At 53.0% G+C, this 23,508-nt stretch carries 22 protein-coding genes and 1 riboswitch; of the genes, 10 read left to right on the top strand and 12 right to left on the bottom strand.

Annotated elements, in window-relative coordinates; all coding sequences use genetic code 11:
- Nucleotides 1-84: 84 nt before the first annotated feature.
- The 5 genes from A3841_RS16555 to A3841_RS16575 form a co-directional block, all read right to left on the bottom strand.
- Nucleotides 85-495 carry an ATP-binding protein gene (locus A3841_RS16555; protein ID WP_073853932.1) on the bottom strand — a complete coding sequence of 137 codons (411 nt, stop codon included), beginning with the start codon at nucleotides 493-495 and terminating at the stop codon, nucleotides 85-87.
- Nucleotides 488-826 carry an STAS domain-containing protein gene (locus A3841_RS16560; RefSeq protein ID WP_073853934.1) on the bottom strand — a complete coding sequence of 113 codons (339 nt, stop codon included), beginning with the start codon at nucleotides 824-826 and terminating at the stop codon, nucleotides 488-490. Before A3841_RS16560 ends, A3841_RS16555 begins: the two co-directional genes overlap by 8 nt.
- A 19-nt stretch (nucleotides 827-845) precedes the next feature.
- Nucleotides 846-2,918, bottom strand: a complete 2,073-nt coding sequence (locus A3841_RS16565) for a GAF domain-containing SpoIIE family protein phosphatase (protein WP_139307991.1) — start codon at nucleotides 2,916-2,918, stop codon at nucleotides 846-848.
- A gap of 298 nt (nucleotides 2,919-3,216) precedes the next feature.
- Entirely contained in the window at nucleotides 3,217-4,686 is a 1,470-nt protein-coding gene (gene guaB / locus A3841_RS16570; protein ID WP_073853938.1) for an IMP dehydrogenase, read from the bottom strand.
- Nucleotides 4,687-5,290: 604 nt separating this feature from the next.
- Nucleotides 5,291-5,608 (bottom strand): rhodanese-like domain-containing protein, encoded by a 318-nt coding sequence (locus tag A3841_RS16575; protein ID WP_073853940.1) that lies wholly within the window; start codon nucleotides 5,606-5,608, stop codon nucleotides 5,291-5,293.
- A gap of 121 nt (nucleotides 5,609-5,729) precedes the next feature.
- Between A3841_RS16575 and pnuC the strand changes: the two genes are divergently transcribed.
- Both pnuC and A3841_RS20410 read left to right on the top strand, forming a co-directional pair.
- Entirely contained in the window at nucleotides 5,730-6,437 is a 708-nt protein-coding gene (gene pnuC, locus A3841_RS16580; protein WP_083610400.1) for a nicotinamide riboside transporter PnuC, read from the top strand.
- A gap of 214 nt (nucleotides 6,438-6,651) precedes the next feature.
- The gene (locus A3841_RS20410) at nucleotides 6,652-6,828 is read left to right on the top strand and encodes a hypothetical protein (RefSeq protein WP_170866221.1); all 177 of its coding nucleotides are present in this window, start codon (nucleotides 6,652-6,654) and stop codon (nucleotides 6,826-6,828) included.
- Nucleotides 6,829-6,943: 115 nt separating this feature from the next.
- On the opposite strand, the gene A3841_RS16585 is transcribed toward A3841_RS20410, so the two are convergent.
- The gene (locus A3841_RS16585; protein ID WP_073853942.1) at nucleotides 6,944-7,351 is read right to left on the bottom strand and encodes a hypothetical protein; all 408 of its coding nucleotides are present in this window, start codon (nucleotides 7,349-7,351) and stop codon (nucleotides 6,944-6,946) included.
- A gap of 198 nt (nucleotides 7,352-7,549) precedes the next feature.
- On the opposite strand from A3841_RS16585, the gene A3841_RS16590 reads away from it, so the two are divergent.
- Entirely contained in the window at nucleotides 7,550-8,074 is a 525-nt protein-coding gene (locus A3841_RS16590) for an AAA family ATPase (protein ID WP_073853944.1), read from the top strand.
- Nucleotides 8,075-8,084: 10 nt separating this feature from the next.
- Nucleotides 8,085-8,960: an aldose 1-epimerase family protein gene (locus A3841_RS16595; RefSeq protein WP_073853946.1), complete on the top strand. Its 876-nt coding sequence runs from the start codon at nucleotides 8,085-8,087 to the stop codon at nucleotides 8,958-8,960.
- A 177-nt stretch (nucleotides 8,961-9,137) separates the two neighbouring features.
- Here A3841_RS16595 and A3841_RS16600 read toward each other — a convergent pair whose 3' ends face one another.
- Nucleotides 9,138-9,386 carry a hypothetical protein gene (locus tag A3841_RS16600; protein ID WP_073853948.1) on the bottom strand — a complete coding sequence of 83 codons (249 nt, stop codon included), beginning with the start codon at nucleotides 9,384-9,386 and terminating at the stop codon, nucleotides 9,138-9,140.
- Between the two features lie 228 nt (nucleotides 9,387-9,614).
- Nucleotides 9,615-9,711, top strand: a riboswitch (TPP riboswitch).
- Between the two features lie 61 nt (nucleotides 9,712-9,772).
- On the opposite strand from A3841_RS16600, the gene A3841_RS16605 reads away from it, so the two are divergent.
- Nucleotides 9,773-12,190, top strand: coding sequence for a TonB-dependent receptor (locus A3841_RS16605; protein ID WP_073853950.1), 2,418 nt, complete (start codon nucleotides 9,773-9,775; stop codon nucleotides 12,188-12,190).
- Between the two features lie 450 nt (nucleotides 12,191-12,640).
- On the top strand, nucleotides 12,641-13,819 hold the full coding sequence (locus A3841_RS16610; RefSeq protein WP_073853952.1) for an acyl-CoA dehydrogenase family protein: 1,179 nt from the start codon (nucleotides 12,641-12,643) through the stop codon (nucleotides 13,817-13,819).
- Between the two features lie 524 nt (nucleotides 13,820-14,343).
- Here A3841_RS16610 and A3841_RS16615 read toward each other — a convergent pair.
- Nucleotides 14,344-14,856, bottom strand: coding sequence for a phospholipase D-like domain-containing protein (locus A3841_RS16615; protein WP_073853954.1), 513 nt, complete (start codon nucleotides 14,854-14,856; stop codon nucleotides 14,344-14,346).
- A 198-nt stretch (nucleotides 14,857-15,054) separates the two neighbouring features.
- On the opposite strand from A3841_RS16615, the gene ruvB reads away from it, so the two are divergent.
- Nucleotides 15,055-16,098, top strand: coding sequence for a Holliday junction branch migration DNA helicase RuvB (gene ruvB / locus A3841_RS16620; protein ID WP_073853956.1), 1,044 nt, complete (start codon nucleotides 15,055-15,057; stop codon nucleotides 16,096-16,098).
- Nucleotides 16,099-16,175: 77 nt separating this feature from the next.
- On the opposite strand, the gene A3841_RS16625 is transcribed toward ruvB, so the two are convergent.
- Together A3841_RS16625 and A3841_RS16630 are read right to left on the bottom strand one after the other, a co-directional pair.
- Nucleotides 16,176-16,607 carry an ASCH domain-containing protein gene (locus tag A3841_RS16625; protein WP_073853958.1) on the bottom strand — a complete coding sequence of 144 codons (432 nt, stop codon included), beginning with the start codon at nucleotides 16,605-16,607 and terminating at the stop codon, nucleotides 16,176-16,178.
- Entirely contained in the window at nucleotides 16,585-17,628 is a 1,044-nt protein-coding gene (locus A3841_RS16630) for an N-acetyltransferase (RefSeq protein WP_073853960.1), read from the bottom strand. Before A3841_RS16630 ends, A3841_RS16625 begins: the two co-directional genes overlap by 23 nt.
- Nucleotides 17,629-17,935: 307 nt before the next feature.
- On the opposite strand from A3841_RS16630, the gene queG reads away from it, so the two are divergent.
- Complete coding sequence (gene queG / locus A3841_RS16635; protein ID WP_073853962.1) at nucleotides 17,936-18,883, top strand: tRNA epoxyqueuosine(34) reductase QueG; 948 nt, start codon at nucleotides 17,936-17,938, stop codon at nucleotides 18,881-18,883.
- 2 nt (nucleotides 18,884-18,885) lie between these two features.
- Here queG and A3841_RS16640 read toward each other — a convergent pair whose 3' ends face one another.
- Nucleotides 18,886-19,077 carry a hypothetical protein gene (locus A3841_RS16640; protein WP_073853964.1) on the bottom strand — a complete coding sequence of 64 codons (192 nt, stop codon included), beginning with the start codon at nucleotides 19,075-19,077 and terminating at the stop codon, nucleotides 18,886-18,888.
- Between the two features lie 373 nt (nucleotides 19,078-19,450).
- Between A3841_RS16640 and A3841_RS16645 the strand changes: the two genes are divergently transcribed.
- Nucleotides 19,451-20,893, top strand: a complete 1,443-nt coding sequence (locus A3841_RS16645) for a BatD family protein (protein WP_139307992.1) — start codon at nucleotides 19,451-19,453, stop codon at nucleotides 20,891-20,893.
- Between the two features lie 2 nt (nucleotides 20,894-20,895).
- Entirely contained in the window at nucleotides 20,896-21,975 is a 1,080-nt protein-coding gene (gene aroC, locus A3841_RS16650; RefSeq protein WP_073853968.1) for a chorismate synthase, read from the top strand.
- 2 nt (nucleotides 21,976-21,977) lie between these two features.
- Here the strand turns inward: aroC and A3841_RS16655 are convergent, their stop codons facing one another.
- Nucleotides 21,978-22,658, bottom strand: a complete 681-nt coding sequence (locus A3841_RS16655; RefSeq protein WP_073853970.1) for a peptidase associated/transthyretin-like domain-containing protein — start codon at nucleotides 22,656-22,658, stop codon at nucleotides 21,978-21,980.
- Nucleotides 22,659-23,508 lie beyond the last annotated feature (850 nt).

Consider the following 23,508-nt stretch of genomic DNA (forward strand, 5'->3'; position numbering starts at 1 on the left):
TCAAAAACTATAACCATAATACAATTGCACCGGTATTTGTTCCCGGATAACGGAAGGGGGCGCAGCCAAAGTATGTAAGTGGCTTTATTTGATTTTCTTATAAAGCAGGCAGGTGTTCTGCGTGCCATCTGTGATGAACTCCACCTTGTCCATGATACGGTTCACCAGCGCGATGCCCACGCCGCCTTTCTTGCCCATCTTGATGTGTTCCTGGATGTTGGGCTCCTTGTAGTTGTTCCGCTCAAAGGCCCGGCCCTGGTCGGCTATCTCGAACTTCACCTGGTCTTTAACAGTCTGCACTTTCAGGGTAAGGTACTTGTTGGGGTCCTCGTGGTTGGCGTGTATGATGAGGTTGGCGCATATCTCATCCACGGCCAGCACGATCTGGTTCATGAGGATATCCGTAAGCGCGAGTGCCTTCAGATACTCCGTCACGAAGTCCCGTATCAGCTTCAGGTTTTTTTTAGTACAACTTACCCGAATGGAGTTATTCATTTGCAATGGTTCTGGCTTCCTCGTAATCGGATACGATGGTCATGAGCAGGTCCAGGCCAAGTATCTCGAACACGTTGCGTACTTTATCCTGCATGTTATAGAAGATGAGCTTGATCTGGGCGTCCTCGAACCGCTGCAGGTGCGAAATAAATACTCCGAGGCCCGCTGACGAAATATAGTTAAGATCCTGGCAATTCACCAGCACCTTGGCATATTTCATAATCTCCGGGTCCGATAACTCTTCATCCAGTATAACAGAGGAGCTTGCGTCCAATTCACCGTCCAGGGTCATGATGACGGTGTTGTCCTTAATTTCTTGTGTAATTTTCATCGGCCTACTTTACGGTTATTCATTTGTTTTGTTGGATTGGCCTGAACTTAATGACCAGTAGCGTCTGGTCGTCATACACGTTGTCAGGGCCTGTAAAATCGTTTACGTCGTTTATGATAGCGTACTTTATGTCGTCGGCTTCCAGGTGGTAGGTCTGCTTGAGCATGTACTGCAGCCTGTCCTCGCCGTACTCCTCGTTCTCGGGGCTGCGGGCCTCCACAATGCCATCGGTGTAGATCACCATCACGTCGCCCGGGTTATAGTCGTAGTACATCTCCCGGATGTGGGCGGCGTAGCGCTTGTCGTCGCGGATGATGCCCAAGCCCAGTCCATCCGTCTTGAAGTAGAACACGTCATCCATCATGGAGTTGTAGTAGAGCGTATGGCAGTGGCCCGCGCGGGCGAACATAAAGCCCTGCATACGGTAATCTATGATATATAGCGAAGAAGTGATGAAAGAGGTTCGCTCCAGGCAGCGGCTAAGCGCGCTGTTGGCCTGCTTCATGAACTCGCTCGGGGCCATGTCCTGCTGCATCAGCCCATGGAAGATGCCCTTCATCTGGGCCATGTGGAACGCGGCCGAGATGCCCTTGCCCGACACGTCTCCAATGATGATGGCGATGCGCGACTCGCTCAACTGCAGAAAGTCGTAGAAGTCACCGCCCACCTCCTTGGCCGCCACGGAGTGCGTGCTTATCTCAAACCAACTGTCGGCAGGGAATGTTTTGGGGTTCAGGCTTTCCTGCACCTGCGTGGCGATCTTCAGTTCCTCCTTGTAGCGTTCGTTCTGCAGCGACTCGTTTACCAGGCGCAGGTTCTCGATGGTGAGGGTGGTCTGGCTGGTGAAGGTGCGGAGCACGTTCACGGTCTCGTGGTCAAACCCGCCTTCCACATCCTTGAGCAAGTATAGTATCCCGGATAAATGCTTGGAGGACTTGATGGGAAGTATGGCCATCGACTTCCAGGGCATGGCCAGCTCCCGGAAGCCCGGGTTGCGCCCCAGGTTGTTGTTGATGTAATCCATGTTATGGATGTTGTAGGCCTGCAGCATGTGCCTTATACTTTTGATCTGGCCCTCGTTGATGTTGAGCACGTGGGTTACCTGCGGCTCGCTGTTGCGGATAATGTCGAACCAGGCGGCGCTGGCGTCGGAGGCCTTGATGGTGCTCTCCACCAGCATGTCGTATACCTGCGCCTCGCTTTGCCCTTGCTGTATGGACAGGCTCAGGCGCTGGAAGTTGAGCAGGTCCTCGCTCTTCTGCTCGAACACGCTGGAGGTGGGCAGACTGAACAGGGACACGAGGAAAGCAGCCAGGGAATACGCGCCCACAAACAGCATGGCCAGCAGCAGAAAACCCACCTCGGTGAAGTCGATCACCAGACTCTCGTTGGCGGACATGTTAAAGAAGAACCGCAAAAATATGTAGCAGCTGAGCAGAATGGCACCCAGCAGCACCAGGGAGCGGCTCTTATTGTTGAAGGTGAGGTACGCCACCCACTTCAGGTTGGTGCACAGGAAAAGGATGTAGAAGCTCATCAGGGCCAGCAGCGGCAGGAACACGTAGCTGGTATAGTCGAAGTTGAAGAGGGTGAGCAGCAGCGTGGCGCCCAGCAAAAGCTCAAACCAGTCCCAGGCGATCTGCAGGAACTTGTTTTTGTGGTAGAGCAGCAGCTGTCGCCAGATGTAAAAGGCCTTGGAAAGGAACAGAACCAGCAAGCCGAAGTTGATCTGGTAGACCACGTGCAGCAGCAGCGTGTACTCCACCTCGGCGTAATTGATGTATACCCTGTAGACCAGGTACAGGGCCACGCTCAGGTAAGCCGCCACCCCCGCCTTGGAGAACAGGTTCCAGAGGTAGCCTATAAAGTCGATGCCCTTGAGCATGTCGGTGTGCAGCCGCTGAAACAGGAATACCGAGACGATGAATACGACAATGAGCAGGTTGCTCAGGAAAGGGAACACAATACCTGGCGCACTGGCTCCTGCCAGTTTGCTTTCGGCTGTCAGCAGCACATAAACCAGCAGCAGGAGCCAGCTTATGACCGCGGAAGATGCCAGTAAGGTTTTTGCGTTGTTTTTATATAATTGCATAAAACGGAAATCCGTTTTTGAGTTGGAAGCGACTGAAAATGATGCTCCCCGGCCTGTTTTTGTAGTGTAAGGTAAGAAAAAATTCCGCTTCTCGGCCAAGGTGTCGTGTCCTGTTAAAGAAAATCAACTTGCATAACGTAATTCGCGTTGCCTAGGTTAGCTTTACCGCCCGGGCTGGGGCCATAAATATAGATTTTTATGCATATGTATAAAAAAGAATAGCAGCCAGCGCTCCGGCGCTGGCTGCTAAGTGGTTTACAGCCACCAATTTACGGGTGGCTCTTGCAAAGTTTATACTTTAGCGGCTATAGTTCGGGGCCTCACGCATGATTTGCACATCGTGCGGATGGCTCTCGCGCAGACCGGCACCGGTAATCTTTACCATTTTGGCGTCCTGCAGGTCCTCGATGGTTGGCGTGCCGCAGTAGCCCATGCCAGCCCTGATGCCGCCCACCAACTGGTAGATCACCTCGTTCACCAGCCCTTTATAGGCTACACGGCCCACGATACCCTCCGGCACCAGCTTCTTGGAATCCTTCTCGTTGCCCTGGAAGTAACGGTCCTTGGAGCCTTCCTCCATCGCCTCCACCGAGCCCATGCCACGGTAAGTTTTATACTTGCGTCCTTCGTAGATGATCATCTCGCCAGGTGCTTCCTCGGTGCCTGCCAGCAACGAGCCGATCATGGCCGTGTGGGCTCCGCCGGCCAGCGCTTTCACAATATCACCGGAAAACTTAATGCCACCGTCGGCGATCACCGGCACGCCCGTGCCCTCCAGGCCTCTTACGGCTTCCATCACGGCAGACAACTGCGGCATGCCAATGCCGGCGATAACGCGGGTGGTACAGATACTGCCCGGCCCCACGCCCACCTTCACGGCGTCGGCGCCTGCGTCGGCCAGGGCTTTGGCGCCATCAGCGGTGGCAATGTTGCCGGCAATCAGGTCCACGTTCGGGAATTCGGTTTTAATGCGTCGTACCGCCTCCAGCACGCCTCTGGAGTGGCCGTGTGCGGTGTCCACGCTGATCACGTCCACGCCAGCGTCTACCAGCGCCTTCACGCGGTCCAGCACATCGGGGGTTACCCCCACGGCGGCGCCCACGCGCAGGCGGCCATACTCGTCTTTGCAGGCAAAGGGGCGGTCTTTTTTCTTCAGGATGTCTTTGTAGGTGATCAGGCCGGCCAGTTTACCGTTATCGTCCACCACGGGCAGTTTCTCGATCTTAAACTCCTGCAGGATATCCTCGGCCTTGGCCAGGTCGGTGCCTATCTTAGCTGTGATCAGGTTGTCGCTCGTCATGACGCCAGATACCGGCCGGGTCAGGTCTTTCTGGAAGCGCAGGTCGCGGTTGGTGATGATGCCCGTCAGCTTGCCCTCATCGTTCACGATCGGGATACCGCCGATCTTATTCTCGGTCATGATCTGCACGGCGTCGCCCAAAGTGGCCTTCTCGTTTAGGGTGATCGGGTCCAGGATCATGCCGCTCTCGGAGCGCTTTACCCGGCGCACCTGCTCGGCCTGCTTCCTGATCGACATGTTTTTATGGATAATGCCTATACCGCCTTCCTGCGCCATCGCAATCGCCAGCTCGGACTCGGTAACCGTATCCATGGCGGCCGAAACAAGAGGAATGTTGATGCGGATGTTGCGCGTTAGCTGTGTGGAAGTATCAGTTTGGTGTGGGAGTACCTCGGAGTAAGCCGGGAGGAGAAGCACATCGTCGTAGGTGAGTGCCTCGAATAAAATCTTAGACTGATCAGAGCGCATGGCAAATAAATTAGGGGTTATTATTTGCCGCGTAAAGTTACAGAAAATTAAGGAGATATTTGTGCAAGTGCCCCGGTATTTTTTTGAAAGTGCCTGTTAGTAAGTATAGAAAAAGAAAGTATAGGTAAGTATAAATGGTGCTGGTTCCGCTCTGAAACAGGCTGGGGTATGTCTGCCATGCGCTTGGAAACAGGGATAACGGGCATCGTCCCAAGTATAAGCAAGTATAAAACTCGAGTTGCGATTTACTCATGCAGTGCAGGTGTAAACCCACCCCTAACTCCTCCAAGGAGGCAGGGCTGTTAAGTTCTCGTTTTTTGTCATCCTGAAAGGATCTTGTTGGCCAGGAGCAACGGCTTAACCTACCTGCCACCAAGATTCTTAACAGAATGACAGATGTTTTTAACAGCGGTGTAGCTAGAACTTAACGGCCCTACTCCAAGCAGGGGAATTACCTCCGCTTTTGCAAAATGCCCCTCCTTGGAGGGGCAGGGGTGGGTAAATCGCAACCTGGGTTATAAAGTATAAAACTCCAGTTGCTAATCGATACTTAGGCTGTAAAGTATAAAGTATAACAAGTATAAAGTATAGCTGCCCGTGTAGATCAGTACGTCGGCATCGTGGGGTCTACCTGCGTGGCCCAGGCGTGGATGCCGCCCTTCAGGTTGAGCAGGTTGTCGAAGCCCAGGCGCTGGGAGAGGTAGTTGATGGCCTGGGCGCTGCGGAAGCCGTGGTGGCAGATCACCACCACCGGGATGTCGCGGCGGATGCGGGCCGACTGCCTGGGGAGCTCGCCCAGCGGGATCAGCTCGCCGCCCAGGTTGCAGATCTCGAACTCCTCGGGCTCGCGCACATCCAGCAGCTGCACGTTGCTGCTGTGGGCCAGCCTACCTTTCAACTCCTGTGCGGTAATCTCGTTCATCGTTCCTTCCCGGTAAAGCAAGTATAGTTAGTAGCGGCACAGCCAGCGGGAGGTTGCACCGGAATCCAAAATTAAGCAAGCTTTTGTTTACAAGTGCCCCTTTGGGGTGTAAATTGCGGCAATGGAAATCTGGCAAAGTATAAACGCGGGTCCCGGCGCCCTGCTGCTGGCGGCGATAGGCGGCAGCTCCTCCGAAGTATGGCAGCAGTTTGTAGCGGGCATGCAGCAAACCTCCCTGCTGGAGTACATCGCCGTGATGGCGGGTATCGTGAGTGTGTGGTACTCCCGCAAGGAGGATATCCTGGTATACCCCATCGGCCTGATCAGCACGACCATCTATGTGTACCTCAGCTTTAAGTATCACCTGATCGGGGAGGCGAGCGTGAACGTGTACTATACTATCCTGAGCGTGTACGGCTGGGTGCTGTGGGCCAGAAAGAACAGGCAGGAGGAGCATGTGCTGCACATTACGTTTTCAGACCGGAGGCAGTGGGCACAGCAGCTGGCCTTTTTCGGGGTACTGTATGTGGTCATCTACTTCTGCCTGGTGTACCTGAAGGGGGCCTTCTACGAGGGCGTTATTCCGTGGGCCGACGCCTTTGCCAGCGCCACGGCCTACACGGGCATGTGGCTGATGGCCCGCAAGAAAGTAGAGAGCTGGTACTGGTGGATAGCCACTAACATCGCCTCCATGCCGCTATACTTTGTAAAGGGCCTGGTGTTCTCGTCCGTGTTCTACTTCATCCTGCTGGTGATGGCCTTTGCCGGCCTGGCAGAGTGGAAGCGCAGAGCCAGCAAGCAGAAGGTGCGGCTGTCGGAACCGGCCTGAGGTGGTGCCGGCAGGCGGTTTCCGGGGCCTTGGGGCACGAATCTTGCAATTAACTGAAGGGCCTGGGCGGCAGCGGCAAAAGGTTAGTGCATAGTTATACTTTATCTTTTAACTGTCTAATTACATGGCCAGTGTAAAGCCGTAAAAGGATTGACTACCCATTGCTGCGACCCCGCACGGGCGTAGTTTGTTAAACCACTAACGCTGCAGCATCATGAAACAACGTAAAATGGAATTGCCCGACGAACTTAAGTTCGAGAATCGGATGAAGTGGGGCTATGAGTCTCCGGACGAGCGTCCTAAGTTTGTTTTTTTGAGACAAAGCGGAGATGTAAAACCTAAGGTGGTGGAGGTGTACAACTTCTACGACTACAGTTTCTCTGAGAATTAAAGCGCCCAGTAACAGGAAGTATAAAAGAGAGGGGAGGCGGCCGCAGTGGCTGCCTCCCCTCTCTTTTATACTTCCCGCATAATTGTTTCCGTCAACAAAACAGAGACACACGGCGCTACCGGCAGTCTTTCAGCCATTGCGTGGCTTCTTCCTCGTTGTCATAGATGTAGGCCCTGAAGTTTGAACGGGCCCGCCTGCCGAAGTCCTCTACCGCGAGCCTGCCCTCATGCCCTTCCGGAATCAGGCTGACCATACATGTCAGCCCGGCCTGCACTGCGGGCGGAAAGCACACGCGCTCGAACCACTCGTTCGCATCCAGGAAAGAGCCAACGTAATGGCGAGCGTCGTTCAGTATCTTGGAATAAGGGTTCCGCTGCAGGGCGTCCACATAAAGCAGCCCGGCCGATTTTACCTGCTCTATCGATACGGCACCGTACCAGCAGCCTTTTAGCCAGCCGTTTTCCTTGTCTACCTCAATCGTGAAGTATACTTCATCGTTGCTGTTGCGCAATTCCTTTTTCATGTACGGGGATAAGAAGCGGAGCCGGAACCCCGCGCCTGCCGAAAATAGCGGCCAGGAGGGACTCTATAACTCCAAGGGTGAATACGAAGAATTTTTGCATGATGCTAAGTTACACTTTAAAAACAAGAAGCAAACTGCGGGCCAAATACTAGCATAAGTATCCTTAACTTTGGGTGTCGCAACCGCAACAAAGCATTTATGATCAAGATCGCCATCACCGGGCCCGAGTCTACGGGGAAATCCACCCTGGCCGAGCAACTGGCCGCGCGGTACGACACCGTGTGGGTACCCGAGTACGCCCGCCGCTACGTAGGCAACCTGGGCCGGCCCTATACTTTGGAGGATATTGAGAACATTGCCCGCGGGCAGCTGGCCCTGGAGCGGGAGTTGCAGCAGCAGGCCAACGCCATACTTTTCGCCGATACCGACATGCTGGTGCTCAAGATCTGGAGCGAGCACGCCTTTGGCCGCTGCCCCGCCTGGATAGAGGAGCAATTACAGCGGCAGGACTACAACCTTTGCCTGCTGATGGGCGTTGATTTGCCGTGGGAGCCCGACCCGCAACGCGAGCACCCGCACCTGCGCCAGTACTTCTACGAGTGGTACAAGCGGGAGCTGGAGGCCATGCAGGCGCCGTTTGTGGAGATAAGCGGGCAGCAGCAGGAGCGGGTGCAACTGGCAACACAGCACGTGGAGGCGCTCCTGCAGAAACATCAACCTTAAACAACCGGACATGCTATACTTCCTGGAGAACGAGAACTATAAAGTGGGCGTCGATACGCTGGGTGCCGAGCTGCACCACTTCATCAAGAAAGACGAGAACCTGGAGTTTATCTGGCAGGCCGATCCGCAAGTATGGGCGGGCCACGCCCCCAACCTCTTCCCGATTGTGGGGGAGCTGCCGGGGCAGCAGTATACTTTTGAGGGCAGGCAGTATGGCATGAAGCGCCACGGCTTTGCCCGCCGCAAGGAGTTCGAGCTGGTGGAGGAGCACCACGACAAGCTCGTATTCCAGCTGACCGAGGACGAGGAGACGCTGCAGCAGTACCCATTCGAGTTCAGGTTGCTGGTGGCTTATACGTTGGAATGGAACAAGCTCTCGGTTACCTACCACGTGGCCAACGCCGGCAAGCAGGCTTTATACTTTTCCATTGGCGGCCACCCGGGTTTTAACGTCCCTTTTTACCCGAACGAGGCGTTTGAGGATTACTCTATAGAGTTTGAGCAGGAAGAGACACTGCATCGCCACCTGCTGAGCGAGGACGGCCTGCAGAACGGCAATACCGAGGCGGTGATGGAGCAGGAGCGGGTGCTGCCGCTCAAGAGCAGTTACTTCTACAAGGACGCGCTCGTGTTTAAGGAGATGCAGTCGGAGCAGGTGGTGCTGGGCAGCCCGAAGAACCCGCGCCGCGTGGAGGTGGCGTTTGAGGGCTTCCCGTACCTGGGCATCTGGGGCAAGCCGGAGCACCCGCGCTACGTGTGCATCGAGCCTTGGTGCGGCATTGCTGGCAGGGTAGGCGAGAGCGGCGACATCACCGAGAAGGAAGGCATCAACCAGCTGGGCCCGGAGCAGAGCTTCGCCCGCACCTATACTATCACGGTGCTGTAGGGTCGTTATTCGTTGTTCGTTATTAGATTTGAGTGCTTATCTTCCAAACTTTTTAACTTTCTAACCTTCTAACTTTTCAACTCCCAAACTCTCTAACTCTCTAACTTTCAGGAACCGAAAAGCCCCGGCATGTAGCTAAAACATGCCGGGGCTTTTCGGTTCCTGCGGGTTTAGGACCTAGTGCAGTGATGGCTCCGGAAACTTCGGAACCGTAATCTTCCTGATATCATACTTCGGCTCGAAGTCGCTTACAGGAAGCGATATGCCTGGCGGAAGGTCCAGATCTGGCAAGTCATCTCCTAAAGGCTCGCCTCCGTCATCGTCGTTGTCGGTGGAAGGGGGGCGGTTGAATTTAGTGCGTGGGGAAAAGGCATAATATGCCAGTATGGTTAGCAAGGCTACTGTATACAATATGCTGATCATCATCACGGTTCTCTTTTGTTTTTCAACTTCTGCTGATCTCTCTGCATGGCAAAAAGCTTGTTTACAAATGGTAAAAACTATAGTGCCTTAATAAGCTTTAGAACGTACTTTCAGGCTAAGTGGTTATCCGTCAGGGGTAAAATTTAGCAGGAGCCGTAAAGCTTGTGTTATGAATTGCTGAAGTATAAATTAACCCTGATTTTGGTTTAGAAGATAAAGTGGCATACCTTTGCCGGTACTCAGGGGTGCCCAAAGATTACGGGCTGAGATCATACCCATAGAACCTGATCCGGGTAATGCCGGCGAAGGGAGAGGTTCGGGAAACAAAGTAGCAGGATGCCTACCCCTGGCGTGTCTGTATGTTTCACCATTTTCTTTTTCTATACCCAATGAAAATCTTTTTGATTGCGCTGGCAGCGATTGTACTGCCAATGCAGCTGTTGGCGCAACATACCCTGAGCGGGCGTGTGCGCAATGCCGACACAAACGAACCCCTGGCCGGCGCTACCGTCGTGCTGCAGGGGGCCAACACCGCCACAGCCACCGGCAGCGGCGGCACCTTCTCCTTTCCCAACCTTCCGGACGGGACCTATACTTTAAAAGTGACCTACCTGGGCTTTGAGCAGCAGCAGGTACGTATAAACCTGCCCCAGGGCGAGCAGGTGCAGATACAGCTGCGGCCGCAGGCCATGCAAACCGGCGAGGTAGTGGTGTCGGCCACGCGGGCCAGCGAGAAAACAGGCACGACCTTTACCAACGTAACCAAGCAGGAGATAACTGAGCGCAACTTTGGCCAGGATTTGCCTTACCTGCTGGAGCAGATGCCCTCGGTGGTAGTCACTTCTGATGCCGGCGCGGGCGTAGGCTACACCGGCATCCGCATCCGGGGCTCCGATATCACACGCATCAACGTGACGGTAAACGGCATCCCGATCAACGATTCCGAAAGCCATGGCACCTTTTTCGTGAACATGCCCGACCTGGCCTCTTCTATTGAGGACCTGCAGGTGCAGCGGGGCGTGGGTACCTCTACCAACGGCGCCGGCGCCTTCGGGGCAAGTATGAACATCCGTACCATCGGCGTGAACCGGGAGGCCTATGCCGAGGCTGTGAACGCCTTTGGCTCCTACAACACCTGGCGCCACTCGGTTTCCTTCGGCTCTGGCTTGCTCAACGATAAATTTACCATCGACGGGCGGCTATCCAAAATCTCCTCCGACGGCTACATCGACCGCGCCTCTTCCGATTTAAAATCCTACTACCTGGCGGCGGGCTACCATGGTAAAACCGGTATGCTTAAGTTTGTGACCTTCTCGGGCCGGGAGAAAACCTACCAGGCCTGGGATGGGGTGCCGGAAGACAAGCTGGAAACCGACCGCACCTACAACGGCTTTACTTACGAGAACGAGACCGACAATTACCAGCAGGACCACTACCAGCTGCACTACTCCAAAGATCTGCTGCCGCGCCTGAACCTGGGCGGTGCCTTCCACTTTACCCGCGGCCGCGGCTACTATGAGCAGTATAAGTATAACCAGAAGCTGGCCAACTACGGCATCGCGCCGGTGGTGCTGGGTGATACCACCATCAGCCGCTCTGACCTGATCCGCCAGAAGTGGCTAGATAACTATTTCTACGGCGCGACTTATGCCCTGAATTATACTGATGTGGCCGGTAAGCTGAACGCTACGCTGGGCGGTGCCTGGAACAAGTATGACGGTGACCACTTTGGTGAGGTGATCTGGGCCCGTTACGCCTCCGACAGTGAGTTGGGCCAGCGCTATTATTTCAACAACGCCCTGAAAACGGACTTCAATATTTTTGGTAAGGTCAACTACCAGCTCACCGAGCGCCTGGGCGTATTCGGCGACCTGCAGTACCGCACCATCGATTATAGTATTGAAGGGGTGGATGACGACAACCGCAACGTAACGCAGGAAGCGGATTTCAGCTTTGTGAACCCCAAGGCGGGCGTCACTTACCAGCTAACCGAAGGCCAGACTGCCTATGCCTCGTATGCTGTGGGCAACCGCGAGCCATCCCGCTCCGACTTTACCGATAAGCCGCAGAACACCCAGGCAGGCGCCGCCGACCCGAAGGCCGAAACGCTCTACAACCTGGAGGCCGGATACCGCCTGCGTGGCAACAGGCAAACTACCCGCTATAACGTGGATGCCAACATCTACTACATGGACTACAACAACCAACTGGTACTGACCGGACAGCTGAACGACGTAGGCTCGCCCCTACGCACCAACATCAAAGACAGCTACCGCGCAGGCGTAGAGTTGGCGGGCCTGGTTAATTTTAACGATGTGGTGGAACTGAGCAGCAACGTGACCTTCAGCCGAAACAAGATCCGCAACTACACCGAGTACCTGTATGTGTATGATGCCGACTACAACGTGGAGGATGTGGTGGAAACCAACTACAAGGAGACAGACATTTCTTTCTCACCGGCCGTGGTGTCGGCGCACAAGCTGGAGGTGCAGCCAGTAAAGGGCTTCCGGGCGGCTATACTTTACAAAACCGTGGGCAAGCAGTACCTGGATAACACAGCTTCGGAGGATCGTAAAATCGATGCCTACCAGGTGGCTGACCTGCGCCTGCGCTATACCTTAAAGCCATCCTTTATGCGGGAAGTGGAGCTGGCCGTGCTGGTAAACAACCTTTTCAACAAGAAGTACGTGGCCAACGGCTATACCTGGAGCGAGCAGTACACCGGCGATAGCAATCGCTACGACTACAACTATTACTACCCGCAAGCTACCCGCAACTTCCTGCTATCCCTGGGCGTGAAGTTTTAAAGTATAAATCCATACTTTTAGAGAAGGAGCCCCGCCCGTTTGGTGGGGCTTTTTCTTTGACAAAGATTCTTGAGGTTTATGGATTCTCCGTATTAGGCTGTGATTACGGAGACATGCCGCAAGTTTGAGCGCAGCGGTAACTTGTGGTTATGCATGGCAGCAAGTTTGCAACTTGCTTTGCTTTGAAAAAGCAAGGGTCACATTATCCGCAGCAATAGAACTATAATCTATACTTTTCTGCTTGTGCAGAAAGCCAGTTACAAACTGGCATCAATTTAAATCACAAGTTACCGCTGCGCTCAAACTTGCGACATGAAATGTTTACTTGGAGAATGCCAGAGAAGGCAACAAATCCGCCATTCAACAATTTAACTATCAGAACACACAGGTTATACTTAATATTTTATCTTTGCGTATTACCCTTTCTCTCTTTCACCTTAAAACAAAACTATGGCTTACGAACCAACAGGTGCGCCTGACTACTATAACATCGATGACCTGCTCACCGAGGAGCACCTGCTCATCCGCCAGACCATGCGCGACTTTGTGAAGCGCGAAATCTCTCCTAAAATTGAGCAGTGGGCACAGGACGCACACTTTCCTTCCGAAATCGTGAAGAAGTTTGGCGATGTGGGTGCTTTCGGCCCGACCATCCCGACCGAGTACGGCGGCGGTGGCCTCGATTACATCAGCTACGGCATTATCATGCAGGAGATCGAGCGCGGCGATTCGGGCATGCGTTCCACGGCTTCGGTGCAGGGCTCGCTGGTGATGTACCCCATCTACAAGTATGGCTCCGAGGAGCAGCGCAATAAATACCTGCCTAAGCTGGCAAGCGGCGAATGGCTGGGCTGCTTTGGCCTGACAGAACCCGACTTCGGTTCGAACCCGGGCGGCATGGTCACCAACATCAAAGACATGGGCGATCATTATCTGCTCAACGGTTCTAAAATGTGGATATCAAATTCCCCGGAGTGCCAGGTAGCTGTAGTTTGGGCTAAGAACGAAGAAGGCCGCATCAAAGGCCTGATCGTGGAGCGCGGAATGGAAGGCTTTACCACACCGGAGATCCATAATAAGTGGAGTTTGCGCGCCAGCTGCACCGGTGAATTGGTGTTCGATAACGTGAAAGTGCCGAAAGAGAACCTGCTGCCCAACATCGACGGCCTGCGCGGTCCGCTGGGTTGCCTCGATTCTGCCCGTTACGGTATTTCGTGGGGAGCCATTGGAGCGGCTATCGATTGCTACGAGTCGGCGCTGAAGTATAGCAAAGAGCGTGTGCAGTTCGATAAGCCAATCGGCGGCTTCCAGCTCACGCAGAAGAAACTGGCCGAAATGCTGACCGAGATCACGAAGGCACAACTGATGGTATGGCGCTTAGGCACGTTGATGAACGAAGGCAAAGCCACGACGCAGCAGATCTCCATGGCGAAACGCAACAGCGTAGACATGGCCCTGCACATTGCCCGCGAAGCACGACAGATCCATGGCGGCATGGGCATCACGGGCGAGTACCCGATCATGCGCCACATGATGAACCTCGAATCGGTAATCACTTACGAAGGAACCCACGATATTCACCTGCTGATAACCGGCGCAGATATCACCGGGATTCAGGCGTTTAAGTAGACCCCTCCCAACCCTCCCCTAAAAACAGGGGAGGGCGATAAAGTATAGTAAAGGCAGTTGCGGAAGCGGCTGCCTTTTTATTTCTAAGCCTTGGAGGCGAGCGAGGGCATACAGGAGTATAAATAAATTAGGATGGATGAAACGACCCTGCTCGTGGGTTAGGTTTATACTTTTCTGGTTGGCTATTTATCCATGCTTCAAAGCACCTTGTCTAACCGTACATACCGCAAGTTTAGCGTTAGCGTAACTTGTGGTTATTAATGGTGCCAGTTTGTAACTGGCTTTCTGCGTTAGCAGAAACGAGCAGGAAAAACTATACTTCAAATAGTTGCGGCTATAGTTGTGTTTGCTTTTTCAAAGCAAAGCAAGTTGCAAACTTGCTGCCATGCACAGCCACAAGTTACGCTAAAGCTAAACTTGCGGCATGTAAGAGGACTGAGAAGTCCGCAGCGGAGGAGCTTTAGACCAGGATGTCCAAAACGGCAAAGTATAAATCCTGCTAATTAGCATACTCTCTTTAGCCACTACTCCTCTTCCTCCTCCTCCCGGAAATCCTCTCGGCTTTTGCCGCCCGGGTTATACTTCATCATCTCCTGCCAGAGCCGGTCAAACTCGCGGCTGTAGTCCTGCACGATGCTCAGGTTATCGGTCACCAGGATGTTTTCGTGGTTGTAGAGGGCGGCGCTGCGGGTCCAGTTGTAGCTGCCGGTCAGCACGCGCGTCTCATCAAAAATGGCGAACTTGTGGTGCATGTGGCTGCGCGTCTTGTCTATCCGCACCTCCAGGCCCCGCACGGCCAGCTCCCGGATGTCCGAGCCGGTGTCGTGGAGTTTGTTGTTATCGGTGATGATCTTGATGCTTACCCCACGCCGGTGCGCTTCCAGAATGGCCTCCGCGATGCGGTTGTCGCTGATCGTGAACACGCAGATCTTTATATTCTTCCCGGCCCCGCTCATACTTTCGACAATGGCGTTGAGGCAGTCGTCGCCCGGGCTGAAGAAGGCGTGGCTGGTTATTTTTTGCTGGTGCGCTTGCATACGGCCTAAGGTACTACAGCCGCCTCAATTTTAACAACCTTTGTTTTAAGCTTGCTAACGATGTTGGATTTATGGCGAACAACTATAATTTAGTTAGCAAGAATGCGTAAATTCGTAGGCTGAAATGGAGCGAAAGCACCGCCGAAACTGTTACCTTTAGAAGCAGCGAAAGCTCATTTTTTGTAGAAGATCATACTTATGAGAGAAGATTATCTCACCGGCGAGAACGATTACATGACGCCGGCTGAACGCGACATAGACAAGGCCCTCCGCCCGCTCAGTTTCCACGACTTTACCGGTCAGGCCAAGGTGGTGGAGAACCTGAAAATATTTGTGCAGGCGGCCAAACGCCGCGGCGAGGCCCTGGACCACGTGCTGCTGCACGGCCCTCCGGGACTGGGTAAAACCACGCTCTCGCATATTATTGCCTCAGAGCTGGACGCAGGCATCAAAATGACCTCGGGCCCGGTGCTTGATAAGCCCAGCGATCTGGCGGGCCTGCTCACCAACCTGGAGGCCAACGACGTGCTGTTCATCGACGAGATCCACCGCCTCAACCCGATCGTGGAGGAGTACCTCTACTCGGCCATGGAGGATTACAAAATTGATATCATGCTCGATTCGGGCCCGAACGCCCGTTCCGTGCAGATCAGCCTGAACCCGTTTACGCTGATTGGGGCCACCACGCGCTCTGGTTTGCTCACGGCGCCGCTGCGTGCTCGCTTCAGCATTAACTCGCGCCTGGAATACTACGATGCCGAACTGCTGACCACCATCGTGAAGCGTTCGTCTGCCCTGCTGGGCGCACCGATACATGAGGATGCCGCGTTCGAGATTGCCCGCCGCAGCCGGGGCACGCCGCGAATTGCCAACAACCTGCTGCGCCGCACCCGCGACTTTGCCCAGGTAAAAGGCAACGGCAGCATCGATGTGGAGATAGCCAAGTTTGCCCTGCACGCCCTCGACGTGGACCATAACGGCCTTGACGATATGGACAAGCGCATCCTTTCCTGCATCATCGACAAGTATAAAGGTGGTCCGGTGGGTATCTCCACTATCGCCACGGCTTGCGGCGAAGAAGCCGAAACGATCGAGGAAGTATACGAGCCGTTCCTGATCCAGGAAGGCTACATCAAGCGTACCGCCCGCGGCCGTGAAGCAACCGAGGCAGCGTATAGGCACCTGGGCAAGATTCCGCCGCAGCAGGAGGTGTCAGGCGGGTTGTTTGATCAATCTGAGTAAATATACTGTTTGTGATAAAGTGAAAAAGCAGGCTCTGATGGGCCTGCTTTTTTGTTTGGGGAGGATGAATTTTAATTTTAAAACGCAGGAGCTTCTAAACATTCCTCCGCCTTTTGTATATATAATTCACTGATCTTGTCTATGTACATAAATGACTGTGGAGGAGTAAAAGCTATACTTAACTCTTTAGGATCAATTGGTATATCATACAAAGAGGGATTCGCTATTTTAATTGCATAAGCGTTTTTCCGTCCTTTAAAATACTCCTTGAAGAATCTTTCTTGAACCCCTGAGTGCTCTTTTGTCTCAAACCAAATTGCTTTTGGCTCATCATTCAAAATTTCCTCAATAGAAAATTCACCAACAATTTTGCCCACAGGCATGGTACTATAAACAATAACCTGCGTTACTGATTTATCCTTAAATATGGATTTTCTGTACTCGAATTTCTTTGTTCCATTAAATATCTGCTCGACATATACGGGCTTAATTGATAATAATACTTTCATTAACTTCTCCCTTTTGTAACAATCCTAATAGTTGTTGGTCGGTTAATTTAAAGAATCCCCAATAACCTGGATCTATACCTAATTCATCCTTTAAGACCCCATTTGTGATGCGCTTCTTTAACGCAACATTATATGTCATTTTTATAACATATAATTTCCCCGATTTAGTATACCATTGTGTTAACTCAGCATCGTTGAAGACACTATAGCTTCTACAGTAATTTAAATATTCATCAATTGAAGCAAAATCGTTACGTGTCTTGATCTCCTCAACCACACAAATAGAAGTTATAACGCTTCTAAATCTGGCAGGCCCCAATCCATCTGATGTTCTATAAATGGCAATAAGGTCTCCAGGTTTCAGCGCACCAACTTCCATAAAACAAATATATACTTTATGTATACTGTTTGTGTGTGATACATCTTGAATTAAATCATACTGTTCGTTAAGTAGTTTTGAATCAGGGAATAGTTTTGTATGAAATTCTGGTTTAATACCAAGGACGTACTTACTGCTGTTTTTCGAAGTAATAAGTGGATAATCTTTAAGTAAATTATCTTGTAAAACGGTCATATACTTGACCATCACATCTTCATTTCCATTTGTAGTACTCTTTACCCCCTCCTTCTCAAATCCATATCTTGAAAGAAGATTGATTAGGTTTTCATGTTTGGGAAATACAGTTACATAAATAGCCGGTGTTTGTGATACCACTGCATTATCGAGAATCTTTTTTATGAATTTTTCACCTAATCTTGTCCCATGTGGGTTTACTTTGAAGGTACCTACCTTCAACCACTTTTGATTAGGTAACGCAGGCTCAACATCTGTAATAGCACCCTCTTCTACCTTCAAGTATAGGAATGCCTGTACTTGATCGTTTTCGTCATGCATTACATATGCTGTAGCTCCAGTTTTAGCCTTTTTTACGTACCATTGCTCAAATTCTGAATAATCAGCTTTTAGAGAATCGAAAAAGGGGTCATTCAGGTTGATTTCATTAAAGGGTTTGATTTCCATGCTCGTGGTTTGAAGATTTATACTTTGCTTGTACTCATGGTTGATCTCTAATATCTTCAGGTAAGATTATTAGGTATTAGATGTGTAAAGCAATATATATAATAAAAACAATTAGTGGTAGTTCAGATTGTATTCTGTCTATTGAATATTTAACTAAAAGCAAAGAAGAGAAGATTTGTAGAGCGAAATATATTTTGCTCTTCACACTGCGCCAGTAACTACAAAGTATAATCCGGACCTTTTTCTCCCTAACTTTGTTCTTCTGAAAGTATAGCCACCAAGTATAACAGCGGCTGCAAAGTATAACTTGAACAAATCCGACTACACATACCTGATCAAGCAGAAGGCCAGTGAACTGGGCTTTATGTACTGCGGCATCTCTAAGGCTGATTTTCTGGAGGAGGAGGCGCCCCGGCTGGAAAATTGGCTGAACCAGCGCATGCACGGGCAGATGCACTACATGGAGAACCACTTCGACAAGCGCCTGGACCCGCGCCTGCTAGTGGATGGGGCCAAGTCGGTGGTGTCGCTGCTGCTCAATTATTACCCGGAGAAGGAGATGCAGCAGCAGGAGGACGATACCCTTAAAATATCGAAGTACGCCTATGGCACCGATTACCACTTCATCATCAAAGACAAGCTAAAGACGCTGCTCCAGTACATCAACGAAAGTATAGGAGAGGTAGGCGGCCGCTGCTTCGTAGACTCTGCCCCGGTGCTCGACAAGGCCTGGGCCGCAAAAAGCGGGCTGGGCTGGGTTGGCAAGCACACGCTCCTGATCACGCCGCAAGCGGGCAGCTTTTACTTCATTGCCGAACTGATCATTGACCTGGAACTGGAGTACGACGGGCCTATCAAGGATTACTGCGGAAGTTGTACCAAGTGCATCGATGCCTGCCCGACGGATGCCATCGTGGAGCCTCATGTAGTGGACGGCAGCAAGTGCATCTCATACTTTACCATAGAGCTGAAGGACCAGCTGCCGCAGGAAATGAACGGGAAGTTCGGGAACTGGGTCTTCGGCTGTGATATTTGCCAGGATGTGTGCCCCTGGAACCGCTTCAGCAAACCGCACAGCGAGCCCGCCTTTGCGCCGCACCCGCACCTGAAGGAGCTGAAGACCAGCGATTGGCAGGAACTGACGCACGAGGTGTTCTCGCAGCTGTTTAAGAAGTCAGCTGTGAAGCGCACCGGCTACAACGGCCTGATGCGCAACATCCGCTTTGTGCAGGGCACCCCGGAAAAAGAGGAATAAACTCAGGTCTGGTGCTTCAGGAAAACACGGTTAAGGATGATCAGGTATACACCCGAGAACTGGTCGTAGCACCATTGTTTTAATTGCTCAATTTCCTCCTTCACGAGTACTCTAAAAGCTTTGCGCAGCTCCTTTTCAAACAACATCTTATCGAAGCTGACCTTCACTAAGATTGTCTTAACGTATTCCAGCATTTTTGTGAATAGTAAGCTATTTTCATAGTATGGTTATACTTACGGGCAAAGTTTTAAATGGTGGTATCGTATTGGTATAATCATATTTAACATAAGCAAAAGCTTGAAATTTGTTCATAAAGTATAACGCCACTTCAAGCCATCCAGACTCTGTCAGAAGCCTTCAGATACCGCGGTTATACTTTTGCCGCCGGCTGCGGCGTTCTACAGGATGGCGCAGCAGCTAATGCGCCGGAAACGGCACTGCCGGCAGCTAAAGCCAATTTTGCGGCCTTGTGCGCCTTTGCCCTAAGAACGCGGTTCCTACCGAAAAAGTATTAAATTTGCCTTTGTACCCCATAGCGACTTGCCGCAGCGCAGCGGCCCCCGAACCATGCGAGCCTTAACGCTGACCCTTATACTTTGCCTCCTACTGTTTGTGCCGGCCCTGGCGCAGCAGATAGCTATTGAGCTGGGTAAGAGTTCGCTGCCGCTAAACCAGTACTACACAGTCTCGGTAAGGCTACAGAACCAGCAGCTGCAGGAGTATACTTCTTTCCCCGAGATCGAAGGCTTCAAAAAGAGCAACAAATATTCCTCCACCAAAACCATCATCACCGGCGGCACCACCACCACTATCCTCACCATCACCCAGAACTACGCCGCCCTGGACGAGGGCACGTATACTTTGAAACCTTTCATGATGAAGGTGAACGGGCAGACCCTGCAGTCGGAGGGGATGGTGATAAACGTGACGGAGATGCAGGCCGATGTGCCGCAGGACGCCAACCTGCCCCCCAATATGATTTTGCCGGAGGAGCAGCAGGTGCAGCCCGAGCAGCAGGCCGAGTTCGTGGACAGGGAAGACAATGCCTTCCTGACGGTTTATACCGACAAAGACGAGGTTTTTGTGGGAGAGGGCGTGAACGTGGCGCTATACTTTTACCTGGCCGAGCAGGACCAGCGCCTGCTCGATTTCTACGATTTCGTGAACCAGATGAACGCCATTCTGCGCCAGCTGAAGCAGTCGCATGTGTGGGAGGAGACCTTCGACTTTACGGAGATAACCCCGGAGAACGTAACGGTGCAGGGCGAGCCCTACCTGCGCTTTAAGCTCTACGAGGCGGTGCTGTACCCCATCATGGCCAAGCCGCTAACGTTTCCGCAGCTCCGGCTCCGGATGATAAAGTATAAAGTGGCCAAAAACCCGACGCTGCTCACCCAGGACCGGCAGGAGGGCTACAAGACGTTTTTCTCCAGGCCGCGCGAGGTGCAGGTAAAGGAGCTGCCGCCGCACCCGCTGCGCGATGTAGTGGCCGTGGGCGATTACCGCCTGCAGGAGCGCCTCTCGCAGGAGGTGGTTCCGGTGAACAAGACCTTTAACTACGTGTTTCAGGTGGAGGGCACCGGCAACCTGGACGCCATCATGCCGCCCAACCCCACAGCGCCGGCAGGGCTGGAGTTTTACCCGCCCGATGTGCAGCAGGAGGTTACCCGGCGCGCAGGCACGGTCATGGGCTCCAAGCGCTTTGCCTACACCATCATAGCCCGCGAGGCCGGGGTGTATGACATGGGCCGGAAAATGGAGTGGGTCTACTTTAACCCTTCCACGGCCGCCTACGATACGCTGCGGCCAACCCTGCAGGTGCACGTAACCGGCGCCCCCGACAGCGACGCCCTGGTGATGTCGCGGGACCTGGGTTCTTTCTATAAAATCATCAAAAACGAAGACAACACACTTGTAAGCGTGCATCTTTTCAATGAGATAAAGCGCTACACCAACATTATCTTGCTGGTGCTGCTGGGCGTGTCGGTCTTTGTGTTTATAAAGCGATAACTATGAGTAATTCTTACGGAAATCTTTTTCGGATAACAACCTTTGGCGAGTCGCATGGCGCGGCCGTGGGCGTGATAGTGGATGGCTGCCCTGCCGGGCTGGACATCAGCCTGGAGGAGATACAGCACGCCCTGGACCGCCGCCGCCCCGGCCAGTCCGACATTACTACGCCCCGCAAGGAGGAGGACAAGGTAACGATCCTCTCCGGAGTGTTTGAGGGCAAAACCACAGGCACGCCCATCGCCATGGTGGTAAACAACAAGGACCAGCACAGCCACGACTACAGCCACATCGCCCAGGCGTTCCGCCCGTCGCATGCCGACTATACTTACACCGCCAAGTATGGCACCCGCGATCACCGGGGCGGCGGCCGCAGCTCGGCCCGCGAAACGGTGGCCCGCGTGGCAGCCGGTGCGCTGGCCGCAAAGCTGCTGCAGCACCATGGCATTACGGTGCAGGGCTACGTCTCGCAGGTGGGAAGTATAAAACTGCAAAAGCCCTACCAGGAGCTCGACCTGAGCCAGATAGACTCCAACAAGGTGCGCTGCCCCGACGGTGCCACCGCTGCCCGCATGATCGGCGTGGTGGAGGAGGCCCGCGACAGCCTGGATACCATTGGCGGCGTGGTGAGCTGCGTGGTGAAAGGCGTGCCGGCCGGCCTCGGAGAGCCTGTTTTTGACAAGCTGCACGCTGAGTTGGGCAAGGCCATGCTAAGTATAAACGCCGTGAAGGGTTTTGAGTACGGCAGTGGTTTCGAGGGGGTGAAAATGCGCGGCTCCGAGCACAACGACCAGTTCTATACCGACGAGCAGGGCAACATCCGTACCCGCACCAACCACTCCGGCGGCATACAGGGCGGCATCAGCAACGGGCAGGACATCTACTTCAACGTGGCCTTTAAGCCTGTGGCTACCATCCTGCAGCCCCAGACCACCATCAACGACGCCGGCGAGGAGATCACCCTGCAGGGCAAAGGCCGCCACGACCCCTGCGTGCTGCCCCGCGCGGTGCCAATCGTGGATGCCATGGCCGCGCTTGTGATCGCTGATTTTCTGCTGCGCCAGAAGGCGAACAAAGTATAAACTCAGTCTTTGGACTTATTTTCCTGTTCTTTCAGAAGGCCTTTCGCACGTTTTTTACTGGCGCGGGAGGCCTTTTTCTTGTTCCCGTTGATGGAGAAACCCGTCAGCTTGACATCGCTGGGCACCATGTAGCGCTGCTGCTGCTGCCGGGTTACCTGCATCAGCCCATACCTGGCGTTCGCCTCGCCATCCATGGCCCGCATCCGGGTCAGGTCTTTTTCCTCCAGCGGCCCCAGGTCCACCTCCGGTTTTGGCTCCCTGGGCAGGTTCAGTTTCGAGACGGCTTCCCGCAGGTCACGCTCCGTGGCCCAGGGCATCACGTTTATGGTGGGTAGCTCGGGGGGGCTTTCGAGGAGGTGTAACATGGTGGAGTAGCTGTTGCCCGTAAAGGTATGGGGCAGGGAGAAGTACTGCTTCTGGTAACCCAGCGCGGCCACTACCACGCTATCGCCGGGCAGCACCGGCAGCGAGAAAAAACCACCCGGACCGGTATGGGTGCCCCGGTTGGAGTTGGGTACAAACACGGCTACATTGGCCATGCCCGCTGCGCTGTCTCCCGCCACCACCAGCCCCGAAAGCTGTACCACCTGCCGCTGCTGCGCCTCCGCCTGTTCCGGACAAAGTATAATCCACAGAAGTATAAAAGCCAGGCAGCCCCTAAGGCGGCAGGAGTTGTTTTTCATAGCAATGGTAGCGGGTGTTTCAGGATGAGGCGAAGTATAAATATAAGGGAATAAGTATACTTCTATATAACGCGTTCATACTTTGAGGTATTGCCTGTGAGGCTTCGGCTGGCTGAAAAAGTATGGGCTTAGCTGAACGGCTGGCCGGCACGTAACCCCAGCGCGCCAACTCTTCCGGGTGGTGTATGGGCCCAGCAGCTATCTGCCAGAGACTTGGAAGTAGCTTTTGTAGTAACGGGTCCAAGCGCCCCTGCCAAAGTATAACCCCACCCCAACCCCTTCCCTAAAAACAGGGGAGGGAGCCTGTAACTACTTTTGCCAAAGTATGAGTTTCATAGCTGCAGTTCTCGCGCGGACAGGTCACGACCTGTCCCTACAAGTATAAACCCACCCCTAGCCCCTCCGAGGAGGGGAATTATCAGCGAACGATTACACCCCTATAGTCCCCTCAAGGGGACAATTTATACTTGCTCTTTCCTTGTCATCTCGAGCAAGGCGAGAGATCTATCGGGAATCCTATAGGGATCTCTCCCTTAGCTCTAAATGACAGGATAGCCGCGGCTATCGAACTGACACCCAGTTTTTCTGTGAGGCGCCTATGCGAGTTTTTCTGGTGACGAACGGAGTGAGGCAGCCCGAGGCACGAGGGCAGGAAAAGCTCCCAGCGCTGAGCAGGAAAACGAGCCCTCTCGGGCTTGAGAGCACCAAAGTATGAAGTGCAACTATAAGTGAGTAAGACTGAGGATCAGCAGTAGCTAGAAAGTATAGCTTGGTTCAAGTATAAGGAAGCAGCGGCTAGGAAAGTATGAATCAGCAAGTAGAGACAAAGTATAAAGTATAGCTCAAGTAT

It is taken from the genome of Pontibacter flavimaris (assembly GCF_001907195.1).
GTDB classification, from domain to species: domain Bacteria; phylum Bacteroidota; class Bacteroidia; order Cytophagales; family Hymenobacteraceae; genus Pontibacter; species Pontibacter flavimaris.

Excerpts from the sequence above, each read along its gene's own strand:
- A3841_RS16555 (WP_073853932.1), bottom strand. The coding sequence starts at position 495 with ATGAATAACTCCATTCGGGTAAGTTGTACTAAAAAAAACCTGAAGCTG.
- A3841_RS16560 (WP_073853934.1), bottom strand. The coding sequence starts at position 826 with ATGAAAATTACACAAGAAATTAAGGACAACACCGTCATCATGACCCTG.
- A3841_RS16645 (WP_139307992.1), top strand. The coding sequence starts at position 19,451 with ATGCGAGCCTTAACGCTGACCCTTATACTTTGCCTCCTACTGTTTGTG.
- A3841_RS16590 (WP_073853944.1), top strand. The coding sequence starts at position 7,550 with ATGATCAAGATCGCCATCACCGGGCCCGAGTCTACGGGGAAATCCACC.
- pnuC (WP_083610400.1), top strand. The coding sequence starts at position 5,730 with ATGGAAATCTGGCAAAGTATAAACGCGGGTCCCGGCGCCCTGCTGCTG.
- A3841_RS20410 (WP_170866221.1), top strand. The coding sequence starts at position 6,652 with ATGAAACAACGTAAAATGGAATTGCCCGACGAACTTAAGTTCGAGAAT.
- A3841_RS16605 (WP_073853950.1), top strand. The coding sequence starts at position 9,773 with ATGAAAATCTTTTTGATTGCGCTGGCAGCGATTGTACTGCCAATGCAG.
- A3841_RS16610 (WP_073853952.1), top strand. The coding sequence starts at position 12,641 with ATGGCTTACGAACCAACAGGTGCGCCTGACTACTATAACATCGATGAC.
- A3841_RS16585 (WP_073853942.1), bottom strand. The coding sequence starts at position 7,351 with ATGAAAAAGGAATTGCGCAACAGCAACGATGAAGTATACTTCACGATT.
- A3841_RS16595 (WP_073853946.1), top strand. The coding sequence starts at position 8,085 with ATGCTATACTTCCTGGAGAACGAGAACTATAAAGTGGGCGTCGATACG.
- guaB (WP_073853938.1), bottom strand. The coding sequence starts at position 4,686 with ATGCGCTCTGATCAGTCTAAGATTTTATTCGAGGCACTCACCTACGAC.
- A3841_RS16575 (WP_073853940.1), bottom strand. The coding sequence starts at position 5,608 with ATGAACGAGATTACCGCACAGGAGTTGAAAGGTAGGCTGGCCCACAGC.
- A3841_RS16600 (WP_073853948.1), bottom strand. The coding sequence starts at position 9,386 with ATGATGATCAGCATATTGTATACAGTAGCCTTGCTAACCATACTGGCA.
- A3841_RS16565 (WP_139307991.1), bottom strand. The coding sequence starts at position 2,918 with ATGCAATTATATAAAAACAACGCAAAAACCTTACTGGCATCTTCCGCG.
- ruvB (WP_073853956.1), top strand. The coding sequence starts at position 15,055 with ATGAGAGAAGATTATCTCACCGGCGAGAACGATTACATGACGCCGGCT.
- A3841_RS16630 (WP_073853960.1), bottom strand. The coding sequence starts at position 17,628 with ATGGAAATCAAACCCTTTAATGAAATCAACCTGAATGACCCCTTTTTC.
- A3841_RS16625 (WP_073853958.1), bottom strand. The coding sequence starts at position 16,607 with ATGAAAGTATTATTATCAATTAAGCCCGTATATGTCGAGCAGATATTT.
- A3841_RS16615 (WP_073853954.1), bottom strand. The coding sequence starts at position 14,856 with ATGCAAGCGCACCAGCAAAAAATAACCAGCCACGCCTTCTTCAGCCCG.
- aroC (WP_073853968.1), top strand. The coding sequence starts at position 20,896 with ATGAGTAATTCTTACGGAAATCTTTTTCGGATAACAACCTTTGGCGAG.
- A3841_RS16655 (WP_073853970.1), bottom strand. The coding sequence starts at position 22,658 with ATGAAAAACAACTCCTGCCGCCTTAGGGGCTGCCTGGCTTTTATACTT.
- A3841_RS16640 (WP_073853964.1), bottom strand. The coding sequence starts at position 19,077 with ATGCTGGAATACGTTAAGACAATCTTAGTGAAGGTCAGCTTCGATAAG.